The sequence below is a fragment of the Streptomyces sp. NRRL F-6492 genome, assembly GCF_001280125.1.
Lineage (GTDB): Bacteria > Actinomycetota > Actinomycetes > Streptomycetales > Streptomycetaceae > Streptomyces.
Map to the genome: position 1 here is coordinate 1 of NZ_LGEG01000245.1, position 22,641 is coordinate 22,641.

Below are 22,641 nucleotides of genomic sequence, written 5' to 3' on the forward strand. Positions count from 1 at the left end.
CCGGTGCCCCCGCCGCCCGCGATCGAGCCCGGCACCCCCGAGGCCATGGAGGACGACGCGAACACCCTCCTCACCGCCGTCGAGGAGCTCGCGGAGGAGGAGTTCGAGCCGTACGGGGGCGAGGCACCGCACCTGCTCTACGTGGTCTACCAGCGCGGCTGCTCCGCCGAGTCCGTCGCCCGCAAGGCCGCCGAATACGAGGACTGGACCGTCGACCCGGCCCTGCAGGACCTGCCCGTCCCGGTGCCGGACGGGGCGCCCGGCCCGTACGCCGTCCCGCCCGTGCCGGAGCTCGTCCGGCTCCTGGGCACCCCGGGGCTGAGCGAGGCCGACCGCGCCCGGCTGGAGGGGCCCGCCCGGGACCTGGCCACCGTCCTCGACCGACTCGCCGCGACCGGCCTGGTCTTCCGGAGCGGCGACGCCTTCGGCCTCACCCCGCGCGGCGCGGGCGCCGTGCGCTACCTGCTCGCCGCGCGCGGGGTCGCCGCGCCCGACGCGGCCGGGGCCGCCGCCTGGCCCGCTCCCGTCCTGGTCGCCGCCGCCGGGGGCTGGTCCGCTTCCGTCGCCGCGCGCGTCCTGGCCGACTGGCTCCACGCGCGCGTGGACACCGCCCAGGCCTGGACCCAACTGCTCGACGCCCTCGGCACCGTCCACGCCGGTACCTCCGAAGCGGCCGCCGTCCGGGGGCTCTTCACCGTCCTGGACACCGGCACCGCCCCGCCCGGGACGCTGCGCGCCGCCCTCCGGGACCCGGTGCTCGGCGCGTACGCCCTCCGGGCCCTGGAGGACCGGGGCGAGGAGGCGGACCCGATCCAGGTGCCGGCCTCGGCCCGGGCCCTGCACGTCCTCGACGCGCTGCCCGCCAAGAAGGGGCCCCTGGAGTCCCGCCGCGCCGCCTTCGACACGACGGCCGCCGCCTGGCCCGGCGGCTCCGCCGCCCTGGTCCGCGCGATGGCCGAGGCCGACCGCCACGAGGCGGAACGCGTCCTCGGCCCGCTCGGCATCACCCTGCCGTGACGCCGGAGGCGGAAGGAAAGGGGACGGGCCCCGCGTCACCCCGCCGTGAGGTACATCCCCGAAGCCCCCGCGCCCGCCGTGTTCCGGCATGCGCGGTGGCCGGACGGGACGGCGTGGATCAGCGCCAGGCAGCGTCCGAGGGCCTGCTGACCGTAGGCGTTGGGGTGCATCGACTCCTGGACGAGCCCCTGGGTGCTCCGGCTGTCGATCCAGCGCGCCCATTCGCTCGTCGCCGCCGACGGAGGCGGGGAGGCGGTCGCCTGCCGACTCGCCCTCGCGCACACCTCGCGCCCCTGGAAGCTGTCCCGCAGGTCCAGGAACTGCGCGCCCTTGGCCACGGCGACCTGCCGCAGACGGTCGGCGAGCCGCGGGACCAGTTGAGTCCCGCGCCCAGTTCGCGTCGGCGTCCCAGAACGGGCAGCTGCCGGTGCTTGTACGGGACCAGCCGGTCGGCCTGGGGTGCCTCGTCCTTGAAGGCCCGGCCGCCCCGGGAGGCGCGGAAGACGTTCTCCGCGGTCGCCCCCGAGCAGGCGAGGTTGATCAGGGAGGCGGCGATCGGACCGGCGCTCCGCACCTCGGAGGTGTCGGAGCGGTGGCAGCCGTCGGCGGTGGCGCTGTACACCCGCGACGGGTCGTAGCCGCCGCCCGTCCATGCCCGGTCGGTGCCGTGACGGCTGCCGTAGTCGGTCAGGCCTTTACCCTGTCACCGTCCGGTCTCGCCGGAGAGGTAGCTGTCGCCCATGGCGACAACGGCGGTGGGCCCGGTGCCGGGGGAGGCCTGGGCGGACGGGGCGGCGACGGAGACGAGTCCGGCGGTGGTACACAGGGCCAGGAACGCGCGTAGGGCGCGGTGGGGGTTCGAGGGCATGGCGGTGCTTCTGCGGTACGCGGTGACGTGGGGGACAGCCGCTGGCCGGTGGCGGGCGGAATCTCGCACGGCGTGGCTTGTTACCGCTAGGTAGCTGCATATCTCGGTTGTGTCTCGTCGCCTGTGGCACGGAAGGTGTACGACAGAGCCCTGCGCCCGGAGGCACGTTCACCAGGGTCGGGCCTGTGTGTAGGAGGTAGCTGCAGTCAGTCCGAGACGAGTTCGCGGAGTTTCAGCCGGGTCTGTTCATCAGTCGAGTAGACGACTGTCCCGACCATGCCGCGCGTCAGCAGGACCTTGTAGGTGTTGCGGATGAGGAGATCGACCTCGTCGTCGGGGGTCGACCGCTTGAAGACAGGGTCCTTCGACTGGGTGCGGTCTGTTATCCAGCCTCCTTCCCTCCAGACCAGATCGGGACCGAGTATGACGCCGCTCCAGTCGTACTCGAACCCCTGGGCCGTGTAGACGCAACCGACCTGTCCGAAGCCGGCCGGATCGGTGGCCCAGAGCGCAGACGGCGGTGCTCCGGCCACGGCGCGGTCGCCGAAGACGTTCCAGGGGCGTGACCAGTCGCCGATCACGACATCGGCAGGAAGAGCCTGACCGGGGGCGGTCTCCTTCGTCCACTTCCAGCAGTACCCGGCCGATATACGAGCGCTGTAGCCCTCTGCCCGCTTGCTCGCGAGGAACGACTCCATCTCCTCGGGCGTGTCGGCCACCATGAGCTGCATCTTGTCGTCCGGGTCCCATGCGACAGGCCCCCCTGGTGTCAGGCCGAGAAGACGTAGCACCCAGCGGAGGTAGGCGTCACTTCCGCCGCATCGGAACTGGCTGTCCAGAGGGACGACCGTGCAGGGGAGCCCCTTGGCCGAAGCAGCAGCGCGGATTTGGTCGACATTGCCCATCTCGCCCGGGCGTACGATCTGGTGTTCGTCAAGGAGGAAGACCGGAACGCGCGCGGCGTCGATCAGTTCCTCCACCTGCGGTCGGCCGCTGCGTTGGTTCGCGGGGGTGTAACGATTCGCCGAGGTCTGGCGCATGCGGTGGGCCTCGTCGCAGATGATGACGTCGAGGGCGTTCCGCTCGGCGGTCATGAAGCTGTTGAAGTACTTGAAGAGGTCCTGCACTTCACGCTTTCGGGCACCGGCGACCTTGCGCATCGTCTTGGTGAACGATTGGGATCCGGTCGCATGGAGAGCGGGTCGGCCCTGTCGGTACAACTCGCCCAACAGGGAAAGGGCGATAACGCTCTTGCCCGTTCCGGGACCGCCGGTGACGACGACGACGCTCTTGAGGTCCGCCTGGGCAGCGTGGCGAACCGCGCGCATCACGGTCTCGTAGGCGACGCGTTGCTCATCCAGGAGGACGAATTGCTCACGCTCGCGTACCTCTTGAGCAGCGACGGCCATGAGCTGCTTGGAGGGGCCGATCTTTCCTGCCAGCAGCTCGTCTGCGGCGGGAGCCCCATTTATGGGTGCGAGCCGTGACTGCAGGAAGCCGATGAACTCACCGCGGCGCTGCTCGCTGAACAGCCGTCCTCTCTCGGATTCACCCACCTCGGCGAGTCCCGAGATGCCGAACTCCGTGGCGTTGTGGAGGTATGCGGCTCCCGCTATGCGCTCAGGGTGCTCCGTCAGCGCTCCGTTGAACGAAGCGAGGTAGTCGCAGTAACCGCGGACCTGCTCGATGGGATTGAGGACGGGGCGTGCATAGGCGTCGACGCGGCACAGGAGAGGCTCGCCGTCCTCCGGTGCGACCTGACTCCATTGCTTGAGCTCGATGACGACGTAGGACGGCTCGCCGGTTTTCGGGTGGACGCCGGCCAGGACCGCGTCGGCTCGTTTGCTGGTCAGTGGCAGGCCGTACTCGAGGAGCACGGTCACGTCGTGCAGTCCTGCTTCGAGCAGCACACTCGTCAAGGCGGGCAGGCTGCGCTCCCATGACCGCACCTCGGCCGCACTGGGCTTGTGCCCGTGGTCGTGTACGAACTGTTCCGCCAGCCGGGCGGACAGCATTCCGTTCAGTCCCTGAACTGCGGCATTGGAGGCGGTGTCACGAAGCAAGGAGTGCTCCCGGGTGCGGAGATCTGAAGCGGGATGTGGGTGGGCGTGCGGGCTTCGCACGCCCACCCCTGCAGATGGCTACCTGCGGCGCAGCGAGAAGGAGAAAAGGGCCTGCAGCACGGCGACGAGCTGCTTGAGAATTTGCGGACGATCCGCGGACTCCGTGTCCGCCAAGGCCGCCTTGGCGACGCTCCGGAACGTGGCGCAGCCGACTGCGAAGCAAGCGATGACGGCGACAGCGATGCTCACCGGGACGACGGCATCGGAGAGAGAGGAAAGCACGAACACGCCCTTGGGTTTGGGGCGCCCGAATTCCTGCACGAGAGAAACGTTTCGCCTGAATTCGGACACAGGAGTGGCAGCTGTGGGATGAAGCAGGCGACCCTCAGGCGAGGGAAATGGTGTGCGGAGTTCCGTCATCGTGAACGGTGGCACGGAATGAGGGGGCGGACGCAGAAGGCCCCGGTATGTTTACAGCTGCTGACTCTTGATGCGCAGGCATGCGCTCTCTCCCTACGGTGGGGGCATGGTCCGACTTCGACAGCCCGGCGGATTCCGTAAACGGCGCGAAGATCGTATCACACTGCGTAGCATCCATGGCCATTGATTTGCCGAGCGTGGTCCGTTCGCGGTACAGGTGCGCCAGGGTAGGGTCGGTGACCTGGAGACTTGCGCCGGACGGCGTAGCGGAATCACCACGGAGGTCGAACCGTGTCGGCAGCTGGTGCGCCGGCGGCGCCCAAGCCCGGGCCGCCGCGCAAGGAGCGTTGGTTCCAGCCTCGCCGGTCCACCCAACTCCTGGGAACAGGAGGGCCTCGACCGCATCCGACAGTTGATGCCGGCCGCTGAGCCCTATCGTGCCTGGGCCACCTTCTCCTTCACTGCCGCCTCCGGTCGCACCAACGAGTGCGACCTCTTCATCGCAGTCCCCGGAGGGCTCTATCTCCTCGAGCTCAAGGGGCACCCCGGGCGGGTCGTCAATCACGGAGACACCTGGCAATTCCACGCCGACCGAGTCCGCACCCTGAAGAATCCGCTGCACCTGACCGACCTCAAGTGTAAAGAACTCAAGGGATAGTTGGAGAGAGCTGCCCGGTCAATGGGCGTCGACCCGCGTCGCGTCCCCTTCATCAAGCCTGCGGTCTTCCTCCACGACTCGGGTCTCGTAAGCGGGCTCGACGAGTTCCAGCAGATCAACGTCTTCGGGCGCAACGACGGAGCGAGTGGCCTGGGCAGAGTCTGGGACGATCTGCTCGGGAAGCCCCCGGAGCGGGAGAGCCGGCGCATCACCCCACAGTCCGCCCAGCTGCTTGAGCAGTTGATGCAGAACGGGCCAATGCCACCCTGGCCGCCTCGCTCGGTGCGGTGGCTGCCCCCGGTCAGCGCGTCAACGATTGCTGGGTCCGGCTCAGGGAAGACATCGATCCGCGGATCTGGAAGCAGGCTCTTTCGGACGCGTCAGAGCAGCTGTGCCTTCCGGAAGTGGACACTCGAGCGGTGAAGGGGCTCAAGTTCGGAGAGGCACTACCGGCCCGACTTGCCGAATCGACCCTTGCGATCCGCTTTTCCGACCTGTTGGGTGCGCAGACCGTATTGGGCGAACCGACGAGATTCGTGGCAGGTCTCGACACCTGACATTCTCTGTCGGTCGGAAGGGTGCTGGGCACCCTTCCGACCGACACCGGGCTCAATGCGCTTCTCGCCAGGAACTGCGCGTTCTGCGCCCCCGTCGCCCCGTACCGGCCTGCGCAGGCCCCAGCTTCACCTGGTGGGGATGGTGCTCCTCGCCGTTGTTAGGCCGATGCGATGAGCCCTTATGATCTCTGAAGTCATCGCGGCCCGACGGGCTTCCCTCAAGGACAGGCCCCCACCCGCACGAGCTTTCTCGTGCCCTGGGGGACCTCTTCATGCTCCTGCTGCAGCTCTCCGCGCGGCGTCTGTTGAAACTCCATGACAGGAACCGTTTGTTGTCGCACATGGCTGCGCGTTGGGTTCGATTCAAGGGAAATCCGGCCTCCGATTCGGAGCAGGAGGCTTGGAGGGAAAGTCTCGTCAGGCTCGCCGAAGAGCTAGTAGACGCCGGCCACGGCGAGCTGCACATGTTCGTGGAGTGCCAACCGGAGGGCGTGGAGGGCGCAGCGGACGTCATCCTCGTGGGAGTTCACCCCGAGACGGGGCAGGACTCCCTGCTCGTCATCGAGCTCAAGCGATGGGGCTCGGTGGAGGCAACGGAGAATCCGGGCAAGGTGGCCGTCCCGGGCTTCAGGAGACCGAAGAAGCACCCCAGTGCCCAGGTGGGCAAGATCGTTGACTTCTTCGCATCTGATGATTCGATGAACGGGTTGAGTGTCTCCTACGCAGGTCTCACTTACCTGCACAATGCGACCGAAGATTCCGTCTTGCCTCTGCTGGCAGCCGGAACATCGAAGGGTGCCCATTCCTTCTACTTCACCGACGATACTCGTCTGGATCTCTTGGAGGAGGTACGGGACAGATTTCAGCAGGAGAGCGGTGCGCCTGCGGCAGGGCGTCTGCTGAAGCGACTCGGACTCCAAAACGCTCCCCTCTTGGAAGCGATGGCGCTGTCCGAAGGAGCCGATACGGCCTTCACTCTGAGGGGTGAGCAGCGCAGTGTGTGGCGCGACGTGAAGCGGGCGGTGGATAGGGGGCGATCCCCGAGCGGGGGAGGCTCGGAGCGTTCTGTGTTCCTGGTCCGTGGAGGAGCGGGTACGGGGAAGAGCGCCATCGGGCTCCAGCTTCTGAGGCATTTCACCGCAGTCGGTCTGACGGCGCGCTATGCCACGGGATCAATCGCGTTTCATGCTGCTTTGGAGAAGCTTTTCCAGAGGGATGGGATTCTCTCCACTGGGCAGTTGGCTCACTTTCTCAGCTTCGTCGAGCGACCTGTACCCGTACTTGACCTACTGATCTGTGATGAGGCTCACCGGATGCGCGAGGTGTCGAAGCTTCAGTACTGGCCGCCGGAAAGACACGGCAAGCAACCTCAAGTGGACGAGTTGATCCAAGCGGCTCGTGTCACTGTCTTTCTGTTGGACGAGAACCAGTCCCTCCGGCGTGGCGAAGTGGGCTCCAGTCAGCTCGTGGTCGAGGCGGCGCAGCGCCACGGTGCCACTCCAGAGATCTACGACTTGCATACGGAGTTCCGCTGCGGTGGCAGCGAAGGGTATCGCCAGTGGGTACTGGACCTTCTTGGCATCTCTGGTGAAGTGCCGCACGTCTGGGAGTGGGACGGGCTCATGCACGTGGAGGTGGCCGATGCTGTGGAGGACCTCGAGAGAGTCGTTCGAGAGGAGCAGCGTGACGGGGCCACGGCCCGTATGGTCGCGGGATTCTGCTGGCCGTGGAACGAGCCCGATGAGAAAACTCGTGAGCTGCCGCTCGATGTGAAGTTGGGTGAATGGCGGCGACCTTGGAACGCGAAGGGGACGCTAAGTCGCCATGCAAATGGTGAACCGCCTGCCGCGCTGTGGGGAGTGGATTCCGAGGGAGTCGGTCAGGTCGGCTGCGTCTACACCGCTCAGGGCCTCGAGTGGGATTGGTGCGGGGTAATTCTCGGCGACGACATGGTTCGACGCGGCGATGTGTGGCACTTCAAGAAGGGGAAAGTCTCGGGCAAGGACGAGGAGACCGGGCTGAGGAAGCTGCTGAAACCAGGCTCTGTGGATCCCGGACTGCCTTCGGATCCGGACGAGTTCGCCCGACGGATCCGGAACGCCTATCACGTGTTGTTGACGCGTGCCAGCTCTGCGACCGTCATCTATTCGGTCGATCCGGAAACCCAGCGGTATCTGAAGAAGATGGTTGCGCCTGTCGATGAGGAGGGGCTAAGGCCTACCTCGGCGGCTCTGCCTGCAGAACAACGATTCGTGCGCAAGCTGCGGGCGCACGCTGCCGAGCAGAATCAGCAGCGGGGTGCTTCGGGAAGCCGGCAACTCGGCCTGTTTGATTCCTGAAGCAAAAGTGGGAGTTGGGGCGGCGGGTCTCTCCGACCCGCCGCCGTCCACTACCGGATTCCGGTGATGGACGCCACCACACGCCCTGCCCAGAGCAGCAGTTCCGTTGCCAGGCCGCCGGCAATGCCGAGGGCGAGGCCATGCAACCACGGGCGCCGAGAGGGCTTGTACTTGGCGTGTTCCATGCCAGGCATCTCCTTGAGGAGTCGGATCATTGGCAGGGAAGTCCCCAACCGGGGCACCGGCCGATCCGAGAAACCACGACGCGTACGCCCCTCCGAGGAAGGGGTGGCAAGCGCCACCACGTTACCTCGCCACCATCGCTCTGTGCACGCGCATAGGAAGGCGGCGAGAGACGCGAAAGCCTTGGCTCGGTGTCGAAGCGACACCGAGCCAAGGCTCATGATGTTCGGCTGCTGTGCGGTTCAGCCGAAGAGCAGGGAAGTCAGCCGACCAGCTGCTCGTACGCGGGAAGGGTCAGGAAGTCCGCGTAGTCCGCGTCGAGGGAGACGTGGAGCAGCAGGTCGTGGGCCTGCTGCCACTTTCCGGCCGCGAAGGCCTCCTCGCCGATCTCGGCACGGATCGCGGCCAGTTCCCCGGCGGCGACCTCGCGGGCCAGCTCCGGGGTGGCCGTCTCGCCGTTCTCGAAGACGACGCCCGCGTTGATCCACTGCCAGATCTGGGAGCGCGAGATCTCGGCGGTGGCCGCGTCCTCCATCAGGTTGAAGATGGCGACGGCGCCGAGGCCGCGCAGCCACGCCTCGATGTAGCGGATGCCGACCTGGACGGCGTTGCGCAGACCGTCGTAGGTGGGCTTCGCGTCGAGCGAGTCGATCGCGATCAGGTCGCCGGCCGCGACGGAGACGTCCTCGCGCAGGCGGTCCTTCTGGTTCGGCTTCTCGCCGAGGACGGCGTCGAAGGAGGCCATCGCGATCGGCACCAGGTCGGGGTGGGCGACCCAGGAGCCGTCGAAGCCGTCGCCGGCCTCGCGGTCCTTGTCGGCCTTGACCTTCTCGAACGCGACCTTGTTGACCTCGGCGTCCTTGCGGGACGGGATGAAGGCCGCCATGCCGCCGATCGCGTGCGCGCCGCGCTTGTGGCAGGTGCGCACGAGGAGTTCGGTGTACGCGCGCATGAACGGGGCCGTCATCGTCACCAGGTTGCGGTCCGGCAGGACGAACTTGGCGCCACCGTCACGGAAGTTCTTGACGATGGAGAAGAGGTAGTCCCAGCGGCCCGCGTTCAGGCCCGCGGCGTGGTCGCGGAGCTCGTAGAGGATCTCCTCCATCTCGTACGCGGCCGTGATGGTCTCGATGAGGACCGTGGCGCGGACGGTGCCCCGCGGGATGCCGACGTAGTCCTGGGCGAAGACGAAGACCTCGTTCCAGAGGCGGGCCTCCAGGTGCGACTCCGTCTTCGGCAGGTAGAAGTACGGGCCCTTGCCGAGGTCGATCAGGCGCTGGGCGTTGTGGAAGAAGTACAGGCCGAAGTCGACGAGCGCGCCGGGCACGGCCTGCCCCTCGAAGGCGAGGTGACGCTCCTCCAGGTGCCAGCCGCGCGGCCGCATGACGACCGTCGCCAGCTCCTCGGCGGGCTTGAGGGCGTACGACTTGCCGGAGCGCGGGTCCGTGAAGTCGATGTTCCGGGTGTACGCGTCGATCAGGTTCAGCTGGCCCAGGACCACGTTCTCCCAGGTCGGCGCCGAGGCGTCCTCGAAGTCGGCGAGCCACACCTTCGCGCCGGAGTTGAGCGCGTTGATCGTCATCTTGCGGTCGGTGGGGCCGGTGATCTCGACCCGGCGGTCGTTCAGGGCCGCCGGGGCCGGCGCGACCTTCCAGGAGTCGTCGGCGCGGATCGCGGCGGTCTCCGGCAGGAAGTCCAGGGTGGAGGTGCGGGCGATCTCGGCGCGGCGCTCCGCCCGGCGGGCGAGGAGCTCGTTCCGGCGCGGGGTGAACCGCCGGTGCAGTTCGGCGACGAAGGCCAGGGCGGCCTCGGTGAGCACCTCTTCCTGGCGCGGCAGGGGCTCGGCATCGACGACGACCAGGGGGGACGGCGCTGGTGCGGACATGAACTGTCACTTCCTTCAGCGGACTTCGCGGGCGGTGCCAGACGGCCGCCGGGCGTCACGGGAGGGCACGGAGTGCCACCGGAGCCGAGATACGGCCGCGAGCGCCTCCTGGGCTAGCAGGCGCTTCTGAACAGTGGATACTAGTTTCCTCATGGTGGAAGTTCAATCGTTTGTTGATGTCGAGATTCTCCGGATCGACAGAACGCGGCGCTCAGTGCCAGGCCGCTCACTCCAAGTGCGACAGGTCCGCCACGGTGTCGATGTCATAGGGCTCGGCCACATCCGAGCAGTCCACCGGCGTGATCGCATCCCGGTGCGCCGCCAGATAGTCCCGCGCGCCCCGGTCGCCCACCGCCGTCTCCGCGACCCCCGCCCAGTGCCCGGCGCCGAACAGCACCGGATGCCCCCGCCGCCCGTCGTACGAGGCCGCCGCGAGCGAGTCCCGCGAGCCGTACGCCGCCCGGACCCGCGCCACCGCCTCCGCCCCGATCCCCGGCTGGTCGACCAGGGACACGAGCGCCGCGTCCACCCCCCGCGGATCGGCGGCGAGCGACGCGAGCCCGGCCCGCAGCGAGGAGCCCATCCCCGCCGCCCACTCCGGGTTGTCCACCAGGACGCATCCGGGCAGCTCCGCCCGCTCCCGCACGGCGTCGGCCGACGCCCCGAGCACCACGTGCACCACCTCGCACCCGGCCGCGCGCAGCACCCCCACCGCGTGCTCCACCAGGGGACGGCCCCGGTGGACGAGGAGCGCCTTGGGCCGGCCCCCGAGCCGCCGCCCGCCCCCCGCGGCGAGCAGCAGACCGGCCACGACGGGGGAACGGCCGCCGGCGGACGCGTCGGCGGGTCCGCCCGCGGGGTTGTCGGTGAGGTCGTCGGTTCGGTCTTCCGGAGTCGTCATGAGGACTGCATACCGCATCCGGACGGAAACACACGGTCGCCGGAATCAGCCTTGCGGGGGGTGGCGCGGGGGGTGGCGAAGGAGTTAACTGGCCCGACTCGCGGCGCCCGACCGTCGTCCGGAGGACCGGTCTGGGGCGTTCCGCGTGCTCGGGGTGTGGAGTTCTGCGCACAGTGTCGTGCGAGGGGGAGAGCCATGTTGCGAAGCGTGGAGCAGAGGCCGGTGGGCATCGAGGGCGTGGACCCCAGGGTGACCGAGCTGAGGTCGGCCGTGTCCCGGCTTCGGCGCGAACTCGCCGCGTACCGCGCGGAGTTCACCGATCGGGAGATCGCCGAGGGAGAGCTCGCGGCGCTCGACGCCATGGTGCTCGGCGGCGCTCCGGAGGTACGGCGGCTGCGCCGCTCCCTGCTGATCGTCGCGGGCTGCGTCGGCTCCGTCAGCGCCCTCGCCGACGCCCTCGCCGGGGTCCGCCGCGCCGTCGAACTCTTCGGTGTGCCGCCGGAGCGGAGCACGGAGAACTGAGACGGCGTCAAGCGGCGGTCCGTCAAGCGGCGGCCCGTCAAGCAGCGGCCCGTCAAACGACGGCTCGTTGAGGGACGGACTGCCGGGCGGCGGCCCGTCAACCGAGGGCCGGTCAGTCGCTGGCACGCCGCCCGCCCCGGCCCCTACCGCCTGATCAGCCGCCGGGCCGTAGCCGCCGCCACCGCCGCCGTGCGGGAGTCCACGCCCAGCTTCGCGAAGACGTGGACCAGATGGGACTTCACCGTCGCCTGGCTCAGGAACAGCGCCTTGCTGATCTGGAGGTTCGACAGGCCCTCGCCGACCAGCTGGAGCACCTCCAGCTCGCGCTTGGTCAGCGCCTGCGCCGGGGTCCGCATCCGGTCCATCAGCCGGTGCGCCACCGCCGGGGCGAGGGCCGACTGCCCGGCCGCCGCCGTCCGGACCGCCGCCGCCAGCTCCTCCGGCGGCGCGTCCTTCAGGAGGTAGCCGCAGGCGCCCGCCTCCACCGCCGCCAGGATGTCCGCGTCCGTGTCGTACGTCGTCAGGACCAGCACCTTCGGCCCGCCCGGCGCCGCCGTGATCGCCGCCGTCGCCTCCGAGCCGTGCATCCCCGCGCCGAACCGGAGGTCCATCAGGACCACGTCCACGCCCCCGGCGGCGGCCAGCTCCACCGCGCGCCCGGCGGTGGCGGCCTCCGCGACGACCGTGAAGTCCGGCTCGGTGTCGAGGACCGCGCGCAGGCCCGCCCGTACCACCGGATGGTCGTCGGCGAGCAGAAGACGGACGGTCATGCGGGACCTCCGGCGGGGAGGGGGCGGTTCCCGGGGGACAGCGGCAGGGAGACGGCGACGGCGGTGCCCTGGCCGGGGGCGGCCTCCACGGTGAACGTCCCGCCCAGCGACTCCGCCCGCGACCGCATCGCCGGAAGCCCGAAGCCGCCCTCGGACGAGGGGCGTACGGAACCGGGCTCGAAGCCCTCCCCGTCGTCGACCACGTCCAGGGTCACCGACGCGTCCATGAACGACAGGGTGATCTCCGCCCGCGAGGCCGAGGCGTGCCGCACCGTGTTCGCGAGGGCCGACCGCGCGATCCGCAGCAGCGCCACCTCGTACGGGGTCGGCAGCTCCACCGGCGTCCCGCTCGCCGAGAACCGGACCCGGGGTCCCGCCCCCGTCCCGTACGGGCCCGCCACCGTCCCCGGCTCGCACAGCCGCTCCAGGGCCGCCGCGAGCGACCCGTGCTCCAGGTCCGGTGGCGAGAGCGCCCGGACGAAGCGCCGTGCCTCCGCCAGGTCGTCCTGGGCCGCCCGGCGCGCCCGCTCGATGTGCCCGGCGGCGGGGGAGCCCGGCGGCAGCGCCCGCTCGGCCGCCCGCAGCAGCAGCTGGATCGAGGACAGGCCCTGCGCGAGCGTGTCGTGGATCTCCCGCGCGAGCCGCTCCCGCTCGGCGAGCGTCCCCGCGTGCCGCTCCGCCGCCGCCAGCTCCGCCCGCGTCGCGATCAGCTCCTCGATGAGCCGGCGCCGCCGCTCGCTCTCCCGGTAGAGCGCCTGGTGGCCGAGGACCGTCGCCACCGCGACCGCCGCGCCCAGCGGCGGCCCGATGAAGACCCCCGGGTTGAGCGCGGCGCCGTGCCCCACGTACGAGAGGATCGCCGCGCCCGCCGTGAGCGCCACCGCCGGCAGCGACCAGCGGACGGGCAGCAGGTGCAGCTGGAGGAAGTACAGCGGGAAGGCAGCCCAGAGCGCCTCCGGCGTCAGGCAGAGCATCGCCAGCCAGGACGCCCCCAGGACCCCCAGCCAGACGGCGGCCGCCCGCCGGGAGTCCCGTACCGCCGGAAGGTACGAGCCCGCCGCGTAGACCGCCCCCGTCACCGCCGCCGCCACCGTCCCGGCGGCCGAGTGCGCCCGGACCGCCGCCAGGACGAGCAGGCCCGCCATGAGGAGGTGCAGGCAGAGGCGCAGCACGAACGGGGCGGGGGTGAGGGGACGCCGGGCGGGGTGGAGGGAGGAGTGGGGAGCCATGGTCCCTCCAGGGTAGACAGCGGGCGGGCGGCCCGGCTCAACCGAAAGTTCGATTGTGGGACCGTCCGCCGCGCGATGCCCGCGAGGAGGTGCGCGGACCAGGCTGGTCGGCATGTTCGTGGCATGGAGAGACCTGAGATCCGCCAAGGGGCGGTTCGCCCTCATGGGCACGGTGATCGTGCTGATCACCCTGCTCGTGGGGCTGTTGTCCGGGCTGACCGCCGGGCTCGCGCGGGAGAACGTCTCCGCGCTCACCGGGCTGCCCGCCGACCGGCTGGCCTTCGCGGCGCCGCCGTCCGGACGGTCGGCCTCCTTCACCGATTCGACGGTGACGGAGGAGCAGTGGCGGGCGTGGGCGGAGCGCCCCGGGGTGACGGGCGCGGCGCCGCTCGGCATCCGCACGCTCGACGGCGCCGCCGGGGACCGCACCGCCGCCGTCTCCGTCTCCGTCTTCGGTACGGAACCGGAGTCCGGGCTCGCGCCCGCGCCCGTCGCCCCCGGGAAGGCGGTCCTGTCGGAGCGGGCGGCCGAGGAACTGGGCGCGGCCGCCGGTGACGCGGTCCGCCTCGGCCCCCTGGAGGTCACCGTCGCGGCCGTCTCCGGCGACGCCTCGTACAGCCACACGCCCGTCGTGTGGACCTCCCTCGACGACTGGCGGAAGGTCGGGCACAGCGGCACCACGGTCCGGGAGGAGGCCACCGTCATCGTCCTGAGCGGGGGAGACGGGACCGACTGGGCGGCCGGCGACGCGGCCGCCGGCACCGAGGCGCGGACCGTCGACGACGCCCTCACCGCCCTGGGGTCCTACCAGGCCGAGAACGGCTCCCTCCAGCTCATGCGGGGCTTCCTCTTCGCCATCTCCGCCCTGGTCATCGGCGCCTTCTTCACCGTCTGGACCGTCCAGCGCGCCGGTGACGTCGCCGTCCTCAAGGCGCTCGGCGCCTCCACCCCGTACCTCCTGGGGGACGCCCTCGGACAGGCCGTCCTCATGCTCACCGCCGGCACCCTGCTCGGCACCGCGCTCGCGGTCGGCGCCGGCGCCCTGATCGGCGGCGGGAACGTGCCCTTCGTCCTGGAGCCGCTCACCGTCCTCGGACCGGCCGCCGTCATCGTCGTCCTCGGCGTGCTCGGCGCGGCCCTGGCCGTCCGCCGGATCACCGCCGTCGACCCCCTCACGGCCCTGGGCGGCGTCCGATGAGCCCTCTCACCCGACACGGGAACATCCGATGAGCCCTCTCACCGCCACACGGAGCACCCGATGAGCCCTCTCACCCCCACGCGGGAGCACCCGATGAGCCTCGTCCTCGACGACGTCACCCTCACCTATCCCGACGGCGGCGGACGGCTCACCGCCCTCGACGCCGTCTCCCTCGCCGTCCCCGCCGGGACGCTCACGGCCGTCGTCGGCCCCTCGGGCTCCGGCAAGTCCAGCCTGCTCGCGGTGGCCGCCACCCTCGTCACCCCGGACCGGGGACGGGTCGTCGTCGCCGGTACGGACACGGGGGCGCTCACCCCGGCCGCCCGGGCGGAGCTGCGGCGCGAGCACGTCGGGATCGTCTTCCAGCAGCCCAACCTGCTGCCCTCGCTGGGCGCGGCGGAGCAGGTGCAGGTGATGGCCCACCTGTCGGGCCGCTCCCCGAAGGCGGTACGGGGCCGGGCCCTGGAACTGCTCGACGCGGTGGGCCTGGCGGACCTGGCCGGGCGCCGGCCGCACCAGCTGTCGGGCGGTCAGCGGCAGCGGGTCAACATCGCGCGGGCCCTGATGAACGAGCCGTCCGTCCTGCTGGTCGACGAGCCGACCAGCGCCCTCGACCACGAGCGGGGGGCGGCGGTCGTGGACCTCCTCGCCCGTCTGACGCGGGAGCGGGGCACGGCGACGGTCCTGGTCACCCACGACCGGACCCACCTGGCCCGGGCGGACCGCACGGTCACGGTCCGGGACGGCCGGCTCGCGGAGGCCGTACCCGTGTAAGCCGGTCCCCGGCACGCAGTCCCCGGCATGCGCGAGGGCGCCCGGAACCACGTGGTTCCGGGCGCCCTCGCGTGCGGTGCGGTTCAGCCCTGGCCGTTGCCCGCCGTGTTCGCCAGCGCCGCCGACAGGTCGCGCGCCACTTCCTGGAGGATCGGGACGATCTTCTCGGTGGCCGCCTCGGTGACCCGGCCCGCCGGGCCCGAGATGGAGACGGCGGCGGCGGTGGGGGAGTCCGGCACGGACACCGCGAGGCAGCGGACCCCTATCTCCTGCTCGTTGTCGTCGACCGCGTACCCCGCCTCGCGGACCGCGACGAGCGCGTCGAGGAAGCCCTCGGGCGTGGTGATGGTCTTCTCGGTCGCGGCCGGCATGCCGGTACGGGCGAGCAGCGCGCGCACCTCGTCCGCCGGGGTGTGCGCGAGGAGCGCCTTGCCGACGCCGGTCGAGTGCGGCAGGACCCGCCGGCCGACCTCGGTGAACATGCGCATCGAGTGCTTGGACGGCACCTGCGCCACGTACACGATCTCGTCGCCGTCGAGCAGCGCCATGTTCGCCGTCTCGCCGGTCTCCTCGACGAGCCGGGCGAGGTACGGCCGGGCCCAGGTGCCGAGGAGGCGGGAGGCGGACTCGCCGAGCCGGATGAGCCGGGGGCCGAGCGCGTACCGCCGGTTGGGCTGCTGGCGCACGTAGCCGCAGGCGACGAGGGTGCGCATCAGGCGGTGGATGGTGGGGAGCGGCAGCCCGCTGCTGGCGGAGAGCTCGCTCAGCCCGACCTCGCCCCCGGCGTCGGCCATCCGCTCCAGGAGGTCGAAGGCGCGCTCGAGGGACTGGACGCCCCCGCTCGCGGCGGGTTTGGCGGCGTCGGTGGTGCTGGCGCTGGACGTCGGCACGTCACGGTCCTTTCGGGGCGGGCGGGCAAGGCAGCAGCCTACCGGGCCACCGGCCGGGGCACACGGCCCCGGTCCCGGCGTCGGCGCCGGTCAGGGGGTGTTTGTCCGGTGTCGGCGAGGGCCCGGAGCGGCCCTGGACTGCCTCGCATGTGCGGAGCTACGTTCTACTGTACGAAATTTACATTCCACTCTGTGGAAACATCCAAGCCGGGTTCGGCAGTCCCGGATGCTGGAAGTGTGCCCTTGACGGCATGTCGTCCGGAAGTGAAGACTCCTTCAACAGTTCGTTGAATTTCTCCGCGGAGGCCTCCCCGAGCAGGGGCGGCTCCTTTCAGGAGCAGTGGAAGAAGGGGTACGGGTGGACGTCAACCTGGTCCTGCGCTCGACGCGCGTCATCACCCCCGAGGGGACGCGCCCGGCGTCGATCGCCGTCTCCGGAGGGACGATCGCGGCCGTGCTGCCGTACGACGCCGAGGTGCCCGCCGGCGCCCGGCTGGAGGACGTCGGCGACGACGTCGTCCTGCCCGGACTCGTCGACACCCACGTGCACGTGAACGACCCCGGCCGCACCGAGTGGGAGGGCTTCTGGACCGCCACCCGCGCGGCCGCCGCCGGCGGCATCACCACCCTGCTCGACATGCCGCTCAACTCGCTGCCGCCGACCACCACCGTGGAGAACCTGCGCGTCAAGCAGGACGTCGCCCGAGCCAAGGCCCACGTCGACGTCGGCTTCTGGGGCGGCGCCCTGCCCGACAACGTCAAGGACCTGCGCCCGCTGCACGACGCCGGCGTCTTCGGCTTCAAGTGCTTCCTGTCGCCCTCCGGCGTGGAGGAGTTCCCCGAGCTCGACCAGGAACGCCTCGCGACCTCGCTCGCCGAGATCTCCGGCTTCGGCGGCCTGATGATCGTGCACGCCGAGGACCCGCACCACCTCGCCGCCGCGCCCCAGCGGCCGGGCGGCGCGTACGCCGACTTCCTCGCCTCCCGGCCCCGGGACGCCGAGAACACGGCCATCGAGAACCTGATCGACCAGGCCCGTCGGCTCGACGCCCGCGTCCACGTCCTGCACCTCTCCTCCTCCGACGCGCTGCCGGCCATCGCCGCCGCCCGGGCCGAGGGCGTGAAGATCACCGTCGAGTCCTGTCCGCACTTCCTCACCCTCACCGCCGAGGAGATCCCGGACGGCGCCACCGAGTTCAAGTGCTGCCCGCCGATCCGCGAGGCCGCCAACCAGGACGCGCTGTGGCAGGGGCTCGCGGACGGCACGATCGACTGCGTCGTCTCCGACCACTCGCCGTCCACCGCCGACCTCAAGACCCCCGACTTCGCCTCCGCGTGGGGCGGCATCTCCTCCCTCCAGCTCGGCCTGCCCGCCATCTGGACCGAGGCCCGCCGCCGCGGCCACGACCTGACGGACGTCGTCCGCTGGATGTCCACCGGCCCCGCCCGGCTCGCCGGACTCGACCGCAAGGGCGCCATCGAGGCCGGCCGCGACGCCGACTTCGCCGTCCTCGACCCCGAGGCCACCTTCACCGTCGACCCGGCCGAGCTCCAGCACCGCAACCGGATCACCGCCTACGCGGGCCGGACCCTGCACGGCGTCGTCACCTCCACCTGGCTGCGCGGCGAGCGGATCGTCGACCAGGGCGTCCTCGCCGAGCCCTCCGGCCGCCTCCTCGAAAGGAACAACTGACCCGTGAGCACCGGCATACCCTCCTTCACCGGCGACGCCAGCCCCTACGGCGGCGGCGACCCGTACGCCGACTACCGCACGGCCGACTTCCCCTTCACCCAGTACGCGGACCTCGCGGACCGGCGGCTGGGCGCGGGCGTGCTCGCCGCCAACGACGAGTTCTTCGCGGAGCGCGAGAACCTGCTCAAGCCCGGTGCCGCCGAGTTCGACCCCGAGCACTTCGGCCACAAGGGCAAGATCATGGACGGCTGGGAGACCCGCCGCCGCCGCGGCGTCTCCGCGCAGCGGCCGCACCCCACCGAGGACGACCACGACTGGGCCCTCGTACGGCTCGGTGCCCCCGGCGTGATCCGCGGCATCGTCCTCGACACCGCCCACTTCCGGGGCAACTACCCGCAGGCCGTCTCCGTCGAGGCCGCCTCCGTCGCCGGCTCGCCCTCGCCCGAGGACCTCCTCGCCGACGACGTGAAGTGGACGGTGCTCGTCCCGCGCACCGCCGTCGGCGGCCACGCCGCCAACGGCTTCGCCGTCGACGCCGAGCAGCGCTTCACCCACCTGCGCGTCAACCAGCACCCCGACGGCGGCATCGCCCGCCTCCGCGTGTACGGCGAGGTCGCCCCCGACCCGGTGTGGCTGGGCGTCCTCGGCACCTTCGACCTCGCGGCCCTGGAGAACGGCGGCCAGGTCGAGGACGCCTCCGACCGCTTCTACTCCCCGGCCACCCACACCATCCAGCCGGGCCGCTCCCACAAGATGGACGACGGCTGGGAGACCCGCCGCCGCCGCGACAAGGGCAACGACTGGATCCGCTACGCCCTGGTCGCCGAGTCCGAGATCCGCGCCGTCGAGATCGACACCGCCTACCTCAAGGGCAACAGCGCGGGCTGGGCCGCCCTCTCCGTCGCGGCCGAGGGCTCCGAGGAGTGGACCGAGATCCTGCCCCGGACCCGCCTCCAGCCCGACACCAACCACCGCTTCGTCCTGGACGCCCCGGCGGTCGGCTCCCGCGTCCGGATCGACATCTACCCGGACGGCGGCATCTCCCGCCTCCGCCTCTTCGGCTCCCTCACGGAGGCCGGTACGGCGCGGCTGACCGCCCGCCACCAGGAACTGGGCGGCTGACCTCCCGGGGGTGACCCGCCGACACGGCACCCCCGGGCCCCCGCCCCCGGCCGGGCGACCCGCCCGGCCCCCACGACCCGAGCGGGACACGACACCCCGCCCGGCCCCCGAGGGCGCACCGGCCCGACAGCACCGGTGCGCCCTCGCGCGTTCCGCCGGACCGCGTCCCCGGCCGCACGCCCCGGAAAAGACGTGGCGGCCGACGTGCGCCGGGTGTCATGCTCGGGCCCACCGAAGGGGTGTAGCTCAGAGGCCAGAGCGCCGGTCTCCAAAACCGGATGCCGCAGGTTCGACTCCTGCCACCCCTGCCACCGCCGTCGTGCGCCTCCCCGCACGCGTCACGCCGCGTGCCCCCCGTCCACCGAGAACTCCGCCCCCGTCACGTACCGCCCCTCCGGGCCCGCCAGGAACGCCACCATCGACGCCACCTCGTCCGGGGTGCCGAAGCGGCCGAGGGCCGTGAGGGCCGTCTGGCCCGCCGCGAGCGGGCCGTCCGCCGGGTTCATGTCGGTGTCCACGGGACCGGGGTGGACGAGGTTCGCCGTGATGCCCCGGCCGCCCAGCTCGCGGGCGAGCGCCTTCGTGAGGCCCGTCAGGGCGGTCTTGCTCATCGCGTACAGGGTCCCGCCGGGGCCCGGCACCCGCCGGGCCATGCAGCTGCCGATCGTGACGATCCGGCCGCCGTCGGGCAGCCGGGCCGCCGCCGCCTGCGAGGCGAGGAAGACCGCCCGGACGTTCACGGCGAGGACCCGGTCCACGTCCGCGAGGGCCAGCGACTCCAGCGGGCCGAGGACCCCGACGCCCGCGTTGTTCACCAGGACGTCGAGCCGGCCCAGGGCGTCCGCCGCCCACGCGACCGCGCCCGCCGCGTCCCCGGGGTCGGCCGCGTCGGCCCGCAGCGGCAGCGCCTTCCGGCCCGTCGCCCCGATCCGCGCCGCGACCTCCGCGGCCCGCGCCTCGTCCCGTACGTAGGTGAAGGCCACGTCCGCGCCCTCCCGGGCGAGCCGTACCGCCGTCGCCGCGCCGATCCCCCTGCTGCCGCCCGTCACCAGGACCGCCGTGCCGCTCATCGTGGACATCCCGAACCTCCGTGGAAGCACTAAGTGGTTGCGGGTTCAATGAAAGCCGGGGGAGCGGGCGAAGACCGGCGGCAATCGGACGTCGAGTCCGGCACCGATGAGTTCCGTCCGGCGGCGCGGTCGGAGCTTTCGGAACACGATGGTCCGGAGAACGGAAAGGCATCCGCCATGGCCACCCTCAGCCTCACCCAGTTCCTCACCCTCGACGGCGTCGTCCAGGCCCCCGGCGGCCCCGACGAGGACCGCAGCGACGGCTTCGAGCACGGCGGCTGGTCCGTGCCGTACGGCGACGAGGACTTCGGACGCTTCGTGGACGAGGTCTTCACCCGGCCGACCGCCTTCCTCCTCGGCCGCCGCACCTACGACATCTTCGCCGGCTACTGGCCGAAGCAGACCGACCCCGACAACCCGGTCGCGAGCAAGCTGAACGCCCTCCCCAAGTACGTCGCCAGCACCACCCTCACCGAGGCCGACTGGGCCGGGACCACCGTGCTCCGCGGCGACGTCGCCCAGGAGGTCGCCGGCCTCAAGGAGCGGCTCGACGGCGAGATCCAGATGCACGGCAGCGCCGGCCTCGCCCGCACCCTCCTCGACCACGACCTCATCGACACCCTCCACCTGCTCGTCTTCCCCGTCGTCCTGGGCACGGGCCGCCGCCTCTTCACCGACGGCGTCCGCCCCACCGCCTTCCGGCCCGCCGGGTCGCACACCACCGGCGCGGGCGTCGCCGTCCACACGTACGAACGCGAAGGGCGCCCCGCGTACGGCAGTTACTGAGCGCGGCGGAAAGGTGTAGCCGCCACGGGCCGTTCCGGGTACGGTGATCCTCCGCGTGCGAGCCGTCGAAGTCTCCACCCCACCCAGAGAGTTGGAGAAACGGCCCGATGTCGGCTCCGTCGTTCGCCGCACCCCTGCCCCTCGGCGCCCCGCGCCGGGCCTGGCTCACCGACCTGCCCGTCCTGCTCGTCGCCGTCTTCTGGGGCGCCAGCTACCTCGCGGCCAAGGGCATCACCACCACCCACACGGTCATCGCCGTCCTCGTCCTGCGGTTCGCGGTGGTGCTGCCCGTCCTCGTCGCCGCCGGGTGGAACAGGCTCCGCGCCCTGACCGCCGCCCAGTGGCGCGGCGCCGGCACCCTCGGGCTGATCCTCGGCGGGATCTTCCTCCTGGAGACCTACGGCGTCGTCCACACCTCCGCCACCAACGCGGGCCTGATCATCAGCCTCACCATGATCTTCACCCCGCTCGCCGAGGCCGCCGTCACCGGCGTCCGGCCGACGCGCGCCTTCCTCGCCGCCGCCGGGCTCTCCGTCACGGGCGTCGTCCTGCTCACCCAGGGCGGCGGCTTCACCGCCCCCTCCACCGGCGACCTGCTCATGCTGCTCGCCGCACTCGCCCGCACCGTCCACGTCCTGGCCATGTCCCGGATCAAGGCGGTCCGCTCGGCCGACTCGCTCTCCCTCACCACCGTCCAGCTCGGCTCAGCCGTCGCCGTGTTCGCCGTCATCGCCGCCTTCCCCGGCACCGGCGCCTCCCCCTGGGCCACCGCCCTCGACTTCGGCCCGCGCGCATGGGCCGGACTGCTCTTCCTCTCCGTCTTCTGCACGCTCTTCGCCTTCTTCGTGCAGATGTGGGCGGTCCGCCGCACCTCCCCGTCCCGGGTCAGCCTCCTCCTCGGCACCGAACCCCTCTGGGCCGCGGCCGCGGGCATCGCCGTGGCCGGCGACCGCCCCGGCGCCCTCGGCCTCGCGGGCGCGGTCCTCGTCCTCGCGGGCACCACCTGGGGCCGCCGCGCCGCCGACGGGACCGACCGCCCCGGCGGGGCCGGCGAGGACGACCGGTAGGTTCTCCCTCCATGTCCTCGTCCACGCGTTCCCTCGTCCACAGCAACGAGTTCAGGGCCCGCGCCCGCCGCACCCAGGGCTGGGGGATCCTCCTGCTCGCCGCCGCCGGCCTGCTCTGGATCTGGTTCGCCGTCCTCCTCGTCACCCCGTACGAGCAGAGCGGCGGCGGCAGCCCCTGCCCCGCCCTCCTCACCAGCGAGTACGTCCACCACGACGACTGCGTCGAGGAGCGCGACTGGCCCGGCCTCGTCGCCCTCCTCGGCGGCTCCCTCCCCTTCGCCGTCGCCGGCGCCGCCCTCTACACCGGCGGCTCCGCCGCGCACCGGACGGCGGACTACCTCGCCGAGGTCACCCGCCTGGACTCCACCGGCGCCTGAGACGCGCGCTCAGGACTTCGGCACCCGGTCCGACACGATCAGGACGACCCCGCCGAGCACCGCTATCACGATGTTGGCGAACAGCTCCCGCCCCTCCAGGAACCCCACGTTCTCCGTCAGGAACCGGGTCAGGCCCATGACACCGAACCAGCCGTCCGTCAGCTCGCGGACCACCCCGCACACACCGGCCAGGGCGATCACGAACCCGACGGTCTCCAGGAATCTCTTCATGTCCCGATCATGACCGGGGCG

General features: G+C 71.4%; 24 protein-coding genes, 1 tRNA gene and 1 pseudogene. 14 read left to right on the forward strand and 12 right to left on the reverse strand.

Annotation, left to right across the window (positions count from 1 at the left end; all coding sequences use genetic code 11):
• Positions 1 to 1,017 (forward strand): annotated as a pseudogene (locus tag ADL08_RS26690) (hypothetical protein); the annotation flags it as partial.
• Between the two features lie 35 nt (positions 1,018 to 1,052).
• Here the strand turns inward: ADL08_RS26690 and ADL08_RS39040 are convergent.
• Entirely contained in the window at positions 1,053 to 1,355 is a 303-nt protein-coding gene (locus ADL08_RS39040) for a hypothetical protein (protein ID WP_234352268.1), read from the reverse strand.
• Positions 1,356 to 1,487: 132 nt separating this feature from the next.
• Here ADL08_RS39040 and ADL08_RS39045 point away from each other — a divergent pair, with 132 nt between their 5' ends.
• Entirely contained in the window at positions 1,488 to 1,655 is a 168-nt protein-coding gene (locus ADL08_RS39045) for a hypothetical protein (protein ID WP_234352269.1), read from the forward strand.
• 65 nt (positions 1,656 to 1,720) lie between these two features.
• On the opposite strand, the gene ADL08_RS39050 is transcribed toward ADL08_RS39045, so the two are convergent.
• The 3 genes from ADL08_RS39050 to ADL08_RS26705 form a co-directional block, all read right to left on the reverse strand.
• Positions 1,721 to 1,885: a hypothetical protein gene (locus ADL08_RS39050; RefSeq protein ID WP_234352270.1), complete on the reverse strand. Its 165-nt coding sequence runs from the start codon at positions 1,883 to 1,885 to the stop codon at positions 1,721 to 1,723.
• A 206-nt stretch (positions 1,886 to 2,091) separates the two neighbouring features.
• Positions 2,092 to 3,900 carry a DUF2075 domain-containing protein gene (locus tag ADL08_RS26700; RefSeq protein ID WP_053647347.1) on the reverse strand — a complete coding sequence of 603 codons (1,809 nt, stop codon included), beginning with the start codon at positions 3,898 to 3,900 and terminating at the stop codon, positions 2,092 to 2,094.
• Between the two features lie 126 nt (positions 3,901 to 4,026).
• Positions 4,027 to 4,269 (reverse strand): hypothetical protein, encoded by a 243-nt coding sequence (locus tag ADL08_RS26705; RefSeq protein WP_159043121.1) that lies wholly within the window; start codon positions 4,267 to 4,269, stop codon positions 4,027 to 4,029.
• Positions 4,270 to 4,783: 514 nt separating this feature from the next.
• Between ADL08_RS26705 and ADL08_RS37690 the strand changes: the two genes are divergently transcribed.
• The 3 genes from ADL08_RS37690 (at position 4,784) to ADL08_RS26720 (ending at position 7,922) form a co-directional block, all read left to right on the forward strand.
• Complete coding sequence (locus ADL08_RS37690; RefSeq protein ID WP_053647351.1) at positions 4,784 to 5,026, forward strand: NERD domain-containing protein; 243 nt, start codon at positions 4,784 to 4,786, stop codon at positions 5,024 to 5,026.
• Positions 5,027 to 5,313: 287 nt separating this feature from the next.
• Complete coding sequence (locus ADL08_RS37695) at positions 5,314 to 5,583, forward strand: hypothetical protein (RefSeq protein WP_199837095.1); 270 nt, start codon at positions 5,314 to 5,316, stop codon at positions 5,581 to 5,583.
• A gap of 272 nt (positions 5,584 to 5,855) precedes the next feature.
• Entirely contained in the window at positions 5,856 to 7,922 is a 2,067-nt protein-coding gene (locus ADL08_RS26720; RefSeq protein ID WP_053647355.1) for a DUF2075 domain-containing protein, read from the forward strand.
• Between the two features lie 50 nt (positions 7,923 to 7,972).
• Here ADL08_RS26720 and ADL08_RS38830 read toward each other — a convergent pair whose 3' ends face one another.
• From ADL08_RS38830 to ADL08_RS26730, 3 genes are all read right to left on the reverse strand, one after another.
• Positions 7,973 to 8,107 carry a hypothetical protein gene (locus ADL08_RS38830; protein WP_267889589.1) on the reverse strand — a complete coding sequence of 45 codons (135 nt, stop codon included), beginning with the start codon at positions 8,105 to 8,107 and terminating at the stop codon, positions 7,973 to 7,975.
• A gap of 260 nt (positions 8,108 to 8,367) precedes the next feature.
• Entirely contained in the window at positions 8,368 to 9,990 is a 1,623-nt protein-coding gene (gene aceB / locus ADL08_RS26725) for a malate synthase A (protein WP_053647357.1), read from the reverse strand.
• A 226-nt stretch (positions 9,991 to 10,216) separates the two neighbouring features.
• Positions 10,217 to 10,891, reverse strand: coding sequence for a nucleotidyltransferase family protein (locus ADL08_RS26730; RefSeq protein WP_234352271.1), 675 nt, complete (start codon positions 10,889 to 10,891; stop codon positions 10,217 to 10,219).
• Between the two features lie 195 nt (positions 10,892 to 11,086).
• Between ADL08_RS26730 and ADL08_RS26735 the strand changes: the two genes are divergently transcribed.
• Complete coding sequence (locus tag ADL08_RS26735) at positions 11,087 to 11,413, forward strand: DUF5955 family protein (RefSeq protein ID WP_053647359.1); 327 nt, start codon at positions 11,087 to 11,089, stop codon at positions 11,411 to 11,413.
• Positions 11,414 to 11,556: 143 nt separating this feature from the next.
• Here the strand turns inward: ADL08_RS26735 and ADL08_RS26740 are convergent, their stop codons facing one another.
• On the reverse strand, positions 11,557 to 12,183 hold the full coding sequence (locus tag ADL08_RS26740) for a response regulator (protein ID WP_053647361.1): 627 nt from the start codon (positions 12,181 to 12,183) through the stop codon (positions 11,557 to 11,559).
• The gene (locus ADL08_RS26745; RefSeq protein WP_053647362.1) at positions 12,180 to 13,412 is read right to left on the reverse strand and encodes a sensor histidine kinase; all 1,233 of its coding nucleotides are present in this window, start codon (positions 13,410 to 13,412) and stop codon (positions 12,180 to 12,182) included. The genes ADL08_RS26740 and ADL08_RS26745 overlap by 4 nt, the downstream gene beginning before the upstream one ends.
• A 112-nt stretch (positions 13,413 to 13,524) precedes the next feature.
• Here ADL08_RS26745 and ADL08_RS26750 point away from each other — a divergent pair, with 112 nt between their 5' ends.
• Positions 13,525 to 14,610 (forward strand): ABC transporter permease, encoded by a 1,086-nt coding sequence (locus ADL08_RS26750; protein ID WP_053647364.1) that lies wholly within the window; start codon positions 13,525 to 13,527, stop codon positions 14,608 to 14,610.
• A gap of 93 nt (positions 14,611 to 14,703) precedes the next feature.
• Positions 14,704 to 15,384 carry an ABC transporter ATP-binding protein gene (locus ADL08_RS26755; protein WP_053647422.1) on the forward strand — a complete coding sequence of 227 codons (681 nt, stop codon included), beginning with the start codon at positions 14,704 to 14,706 and terminating at the stop codon, positions 15,382 to 15,384.
• An 83-nt stretch (positions 15,385 to 15,467) separates the two neighbouring features.
• Here ADL08_RS26755 and ADL08_RS26760 read toward each other — a convergent pair whose 3' ends face one another.
• The gene (locus ADL08_RS26760; protein ID WP_053647366.1) at positions 15,468 to 16,274 is read right to left on the reverse strand and encodes an IclR family transcriptional regulator; all 807 of its coding nucleotides are present in this window, start codon (positions 16,272 to 16,274) and stop codon (positions 15,468 to 15,470) included.
• A gap of 358 nt (positions 16,275 to 16,632) precedes the next feature.
• On the opposite strand from ADL08_RS26760, the gene allB reads away from it, so the two are divergent.
• The 3 genes from allB (at position 16,633) to ADL08_RS26775 (ending at position 19,400) form a co-directional block, all read left to right on the forward strand.
• Complete coding sequence (gene allB, locus ADL08_RS26765) at positions 16,633 to 17,967, forward strand: allantoinase AllB (protein ID WP_053647368.1); 1,335 nt, start codon at positions 16,633 to 16,635, stop codon at positions 17,965 to 17,967.
• A gap of 3 nt (positions 17,968 to 17,970) precedes the next feature.
• Positions 17,971 to 19,089: an allantoicase gene (gene alc, locus ADL08_RS26770; RefSeq protein ID WP_053647369.1), complete on the forward strand. Its 1,119-nt coding sequence runs from the start codon at positions 17,971 to 17,973 to the stop codon at positions 19,087 to 19,089.
• A gap of 235 nt (positions 19,090 to 19,324) precedes the next feature.
• Positions 19,325 to 19,400, forward strand: a tRNA-Trp gene (locus ADL08_RS26775).
• Positions 19,401 to 19,427: 27 nt separating this feature from the next.
• Here ADL08_RS26775 and ADL08_RS26780 read toward each other — a convergent pair.
• Positions 19,428 to 20,168 (reverse strand): SDR family NAD(P)-dependent oxidoreductase, encoded by a 741-nt coding sequence (locus ADL08_RS26780; protein WP_053647372.1) that lies wholly within the window; start codon positions 20,166 to 20,168, stop codon positions 19,428 to 19,430.
• 168 nt (positions 20,169 to 20,336) lie between these two features.
• Here ADL08_RS26780 and ADL08_RS26785 point away from each other — a divergent pair, with 168 nt between their 5' ends.
• The 3 genes from ADL08_RS26785 (at position 20,337) to ADL08_RS26795 (ending at position 22,389) form a co-directional block, all read left to right on the forward strand.
• Positions 20,337 to 20,945, forward strand: coding sequence for a dihydrofolate reductase family protein (locus ADL08_RS26785; protein ID WP_053647375.1), 609 nt, complete (start codon positions 20,337 to 20,339; stop codon positions 20,943 to 20,945).
• A gap of 107 nt (positions 20,946 to 21,052) precedes the next feature.
• Positions 21,053 to 22,012: a DMT family transporter gene (locus ADL08_RS26790; RefSeq protein WP_053647376.1), complete on the forward strand. Its 960-nt coding sequence runs from the start codon at positions 21,053 to 21,055 to the stop codon at positions 22,010 to 22,012.
• 11 nt (positions 22,013 to 22,023) lie between these two features.
• Positions 22,024 to 22,389 carry a hypothetical protein gene (locus ADL08_RS26795; protein WP_053647378.1) on the forward strand — a complete coding sequence of 122 codons (366 nt, stop codon included), beginning with the start codon at positions 22,024 to 22,026 and terminating at the stop codon, positions 22,387 to 22,389.
• A 9-nt stretch (positions 22,390 to 22,398) separates the two neighbouring features.
• On the opposite strand, the gene ADL08_RS26800 is transcribed toward ADL08_RS26795, so the two are convergent.
• Positions 22,399 to 22,620 (reverse strand): hypothetical protein, encoded by a 222-nt coding sequence (locus ADL08_RS26800; RefSeq protein ID WP_053647380.1) that lies wholly within the window; start codon positions 22,618 to 22,620, stop codon positions 22,399 to 22,401.
• Positions 22,621 to 22,641: the final 21 nt, after the last annotated feature.

Coding starts and splice junctions, on each gene's coding strand:
- ADL08_RS26750 (WP_053647364.1), top strand. CDS start 13,525: ATGTTCGTGGCATGGAGAGACCTGAGATCCGCCAAGGGGCGGTTCGCC.
- ADL08_RS26795 (WP_053647378.1), top strand. CDS start 22,024: ATGTCCTCGTCCACGCGTTCCCTCGTCCACAGCAACGAGTTCAGGGCC.
- ADL08_RS26740 (WP_053647361.1), bottom strand. CDS start 12,183: ATGACCGTCCGTCTTCTGCTCGCCGACGACCATCCGGTGGTACGGGCG.
- ADL08_RS26790 (WP_053647376.1), top strand. CDS start 21,053: ATGTCGGCTCCGTCGTTCGCCGCACCCCTGCCCCTCGGCGCCCCGCGC.
- ADL08_RS37690 (WP_053647351.1), top strand. CDS start 4,784: ATGCCGGCCGCTGAGCCCTATCGTGCCTGGGCCACCTTCTCCTTCACT.
- ADL08_RS26800 (WP_053647380.1), bottom strand. CDS start 22,620: ATGAAGAGATTCCTGGAGACCGTCGGGTTCGTGATCGCCCTGGCCGGT.
- ADL08_RS26755 (WP_053647422.1), top strand. CDS start 14,704: ATGAGCCTCGTCCTCGACGACGTCACCCTCACCTATCCCGACGGCGGC.
- ADL08_RS39050 (WP_234352270.1), bottom strand. CDS start 1,885: ATGCCCTCGAACCCCCACCGCGCCCTACGCGCGTTCCTGGCCCTGTGT.
- ADL08_RS26720 (WP_053647355.1), top strand. CDS start 5,856: ATGCTCCTGCTGCAGCTCTCCGCGCGGCGTCTGTTGAAACTCCATGAC.
- ADL08_RS26735 (WP_053647359.1), top strand. CDS start 11,087: ATGTTGCGAAGCGTGGAGCAGAGGCCGGTGGGCATCGAGGGCGTGGAC.
- ADL08_RS26730 (WP_234352271.1), bottom strand. CDS start 10,891: ATGACGACTCCGGAAGACCGAACCGACGACCTCACCGACAACCCCGCG.
- ADL08_RS26780 (WP_053647372.1), bottom strand. CDS start 20,168: ATGTCCACGATGAGCGGCACGGCGGTCCTGGTGACGGGCGGCAGCAGG.
- ADL08_RS38830 (WP_267889589.1), bottom strand. CDS start 8,107: ATGGAACACGCCAAGTACAAGCCCTCTCGGCGCCCGTGGTTGCATGGC.
- ADL08_RS26785 (WP_053647375.1), top strand. CDS start 20,337: ATGGCCACCCTCAGCCTCACCCAGTTCCTCACCCTCGACGGCGTCGTC.
- aceB (WP_053647357.1), bottom strand. CDS start 9,990: ATGTCCGCACCAGCGCCGTCCCCCCTGGTCGTCGTCGATGCCGAGCCC.
- ADL08_RS26745 (WP_053647362.1), bottom strand. CDS start 13,412: ATGGCTCCCCACTCCTCCCTCCACCCCGCCCGGCGTCCCCTCACCCCC.
- ADL08_RS26700 (WP_053647347.1), bottom strand. CDS start 3,900: ATGCTGTCCGCCCGGCTGGCGGAACAGTTCGTACACGACCACGGGCAC.